Source organism: Micromonospora haikouensis (assembly GCF_900091595.1).
GTDB lineage: Bacteria > Actinomycetota > Actinomycetes > Mycobacteriales > Micromonosporaceae > Micromonospora > Micromonospora haikouensis.
Window position 1 is genome coordinate 1 of sequence record NZ_FMCW01000081.1, and the last position, 3,014, is coordinate 3,014.

Below are 3,014 nucleotides of genomic sequence, written 5' to 3' on the forward strand. Positions count from 1 at the left end.
TGTCGGCGTACGAGTTTGTGTCCCCAGGTAGGTACGGATGAGCGTGGCCAGGCTGTCCTGGGAGGTCAATCGGGCTGGGGCAGCGTCGGCGGGGACGACCGGGGGCGGCTTGTGGCGTAGCTTGGTTCGGTGTCGTTGGCCTACCCCGCTGTCGATCTTGTTGATGAGGCTGTTCGTCTTCGTTGTTGGCGGGAGGATGATCTGGACTGTGTTCGAGCCGCGGCCCAGGATCTGCGGATTGTCGAGGCCACCACGGTTCCGGGAGTGTTCTCGGTCGATGCGGGACGGGCGTTCATCGCTCGGCAGTGGAGTCGAGTCGACAGCGGTGAGGGGATCTCGCTTGCGATTGCTGATGCGGTGACTGATCAAGCGCTCGGTTCGGTCGTGCTCATGCTTCGGCCGCAGCCGGAGGTGGCTGGCCTCGGCTACTGGCTCGTCCCGCCGGCGCGAGGGCGAGGAATCACCACTCGTGCGGTGGGGATGGCGTCGTCGTGGGCGTTGGACGTCGCGGGCATGGAGCGGGTGGAGGCGTGGGTGGAGCCGGACAACGAGGCGTCCCGGCGGGTCCTCACCGCGGCTGCCTTCGAGCAGGAAGGTGTGCTGCGCAGCTTCCTGTCGTTTCCCGGCCGTCGCGCTGACGCGGTGGTCTTCTCCAGGATCCGAGGCCCTCGTCCTCGAACAGCGTGACCGTGGCCTGGCCCGGGCTCAGGCGACGTTGGCTTGGCCGTCGATGGCGGTGAGGCGGTTCTTGAGCCGGTAGCTGGGTCCGTTGATCGCGACGACGTCACAGTGGTGCAGAAGGCGGTCGAGGATGGCGGTGGCGAGGACTTCGTCGCCGAAGACCTGGCCCCATTCGCCGAAGCTCTTGTTCGAGGTGAGCAGCGTGGAGCCCTTCTCGTAGCGCTTCGAGATCACTTGGAAGACGAGGTTGGCCTGGGCCCGTTCGAGGGGCTGGTAGCCGACCTCGTCGATGACCAGAACATTGGGGCGCAGGTAGGTGTGCAGCTTGCGGGCTAGCCTTCCGATGTCGTCGGCGGCGGTGAGGTGACGGACCATGTCGTCGAGGCTGGTGAAGTAGACGGTGAATCCGGCTCGGCAGGCGGCGACGGCCAGGGCGACGGCAATATGAGTCTTGCCGACGCCGGGAGGTCCGAGCAGGGCGACGTTGGCTTTGGCCTGCACGAACGCAAGGGTGGCCAGGTCCCGGATCTTGCGCGGGTCCAGCTCAGGTTGGAACGCGAAGTCGTATTCGTCGAGGGTCTTGTGGTGCGGCAGCTTCGACAGGCGCAGCGCTGAGCGGAAGCGACGCTCGTCGCGGACGGCTTGTTCTTCTTCGAGGACCAAGTCGAGGAAGTCCAGGTAGCCCATGGACTCCGTGTCGGCGCGGGCAGTGAGGTCCGCGAGGGTGCGGGCCAGGTGTGGCAGGCCGAGCCTGGTAGCGGTGGCCCGGATGCGGTCGGCGACGAGGTCACTCACGAGGTCGTGCCCTTCGGATAGCTGCGTGCGGTGGTGAACGGTGCGGTGCCGGCGATCTGGTCATAGACCGACAGCGGCCGGCGGTCGACGGTGACCTGGGCCGCGGCGGCCCGGTTCAGCAACGCCTGCAACGGGCCACCGCCGGGTGCGGGCCGGCTGCGGTGGGGTGGGGTGTCGCCGGTGGTGGTTGCCCGGGTGTGTCCGTCGGGCAGACCGTCCCAGTGGCCCGGGTCGACCACGCGGGCACCACGTCCGACCGCCCTCGGGTGGCTGGCCAGCAGGGTTTGGCCGTGCTGGTCGGCGATGGTGGCGTGGATAGTGACGGTCGCGGCGGTGGCCCGAACCTCGACCAGCTGCCGATGACGGACCCTGCGGGCCGGGACGGAGTAGAGGTTCGCGTCGTAGGCGACCAGGCAGTCCTTGCCGACATGCCGCAGATGCCTCGCGGCGACCACATACGGCCGAGCCGGCAGGGGCCGCAGGGCGGCGTGGTCGCGGGCGGCACGGACGCCGATGACCTCGCCATGAGTGCGGTGGGTTCGAGCCCGGCGCATCGGCACCCACGCGTGGAACGCGGCGTCCAGGTCGGCCAGCGACGAGAAGCCCCGCCCAGCCAGGACGTGGTCGCGGACGATGGCGACCTGCCGCTCCACGCGGCCCTTGCCGGTGGGTCGGTAGGCGGCCAGCACGTCGATATCAAAGTCGTAGTGCCCGGCGAACGCGACCGCCTCCGGGTGCAGTGGCACCGCCTGCCCGGGGGCGACGTGCCGGCGCACCACGGTTTTCGTCCGGTCGTAGACGATCGACTTGGGCACCCCACCGAAGTGGGCGAACGCCCGCCGGTGGCACTCCCAGAACGCCGACAGGTCCTGACTGGTGGTGAAGCAGCAGAACGGGTCCCGCGAATACGACAGCACCATGTGGAACGAGTAGACCTTGGCGATCCCGACGTGGGCCAGGATTCCGCCTTCGTCGCCCCAGTCGACCTGCGCCTGCGCACCGGGCACCACCTCGAACCGACGGTGCAACCCGGCCAGTTCGTCCGGGCCGATGCCCAACTCCGCCGCGATCCGCGGCCGGGCTTCCTGCAGATATAGCTTGACCCGTTGGTAGTTGCCGGTGAACCCGTACTGCTCGACCAGCCGCTCATGGATCACCGTGCCCTTGAGCAGCAACTCCGCCCGCAACCACGAGTCGATCACATGCGCGAACGGGCTCAACACCGACGCCCGGGCGTCTCGACGCGGTGACCGCTGCGGCGGCGCCGGAGCAGCGTCGCCCGCCAGGTACTTCCGCACCGTCTTGCGATCCAGACCGGTCTCCCGAGCGATCTGTGACAGGCTCAGCCCCGCCTCATGCAGCGCACGGAACCGGCGCAGCTCCAGCCACCGCTCCGACCGCAGAACCATCGCCGCCCTCCGCCCAGCTCATACCGGGCGAAGTCTTACTCATCGGACACCCCGCCGGCCCGTCGCCACGCCGCGACCTGGCCACGTTCATCCGTACCTACCTGGGGACACCAACCCGTACACCGACAG

The 3,014-nt window shown here is 68.6% G+C and carries 3 protein-coding genes; 1 reads left to right on the plus strand and 2 read right to left on the minus strand.

All coding sequences use genetic code 11. The features are described from left to right. The first annotated feature begins 129 nt into the window (after positions 1-129). Positions 130-687 (plus strand): GNAT family N-acetyltransferase, encoded by a 558-nt coding sequence (locus GA0070558_RS32505; protein WP_091287366.1) that lies wholly within the window; start codon positions 130-132, stop codon positions 685-687. Between the two features lie 18 nt (positions 688-705). On the opposite strand, the gene istB is transcribed toward GA0070558_RS32505, so the two are convergent. Then, a complete protein-coding gene (istB, locus tag GA0070558_RS32510) occupies positions 706-1,476 on the minus strand; it encodes an IS21-like element helper ATPase IstB (protein WP_091287370.1) in 771 nt (256 codons plus the stop codon). After that, positions 1,473-2,885 carry an IS21 family transposase gene (istA, locus tag GA0070558_RS32515; RefSeq protein ID WP_091287373.1) on the minus strand — a complete coding sequence of 471 codons (1,413 nt, stop codon included), beginning with the start codon at positions 2,883-2,885 and terminating at the stop codon, positions 1,473-1,475. Before istA ends, istB begins: the two co-directional genes overlap by 4 nt. Positions 2,886-3,014 lie beyond the last annotated feature (129 nt).

Excerpts from the sequence above, each read along its gene's own strand:
- istA (WP_091287373.1), bottom strand. The coding sequence starts at position 2,885 with ATGGTTCTGCGGTCGGAGCGGTGGCTGGAGCTGCGCCGGTTCCGTGCG.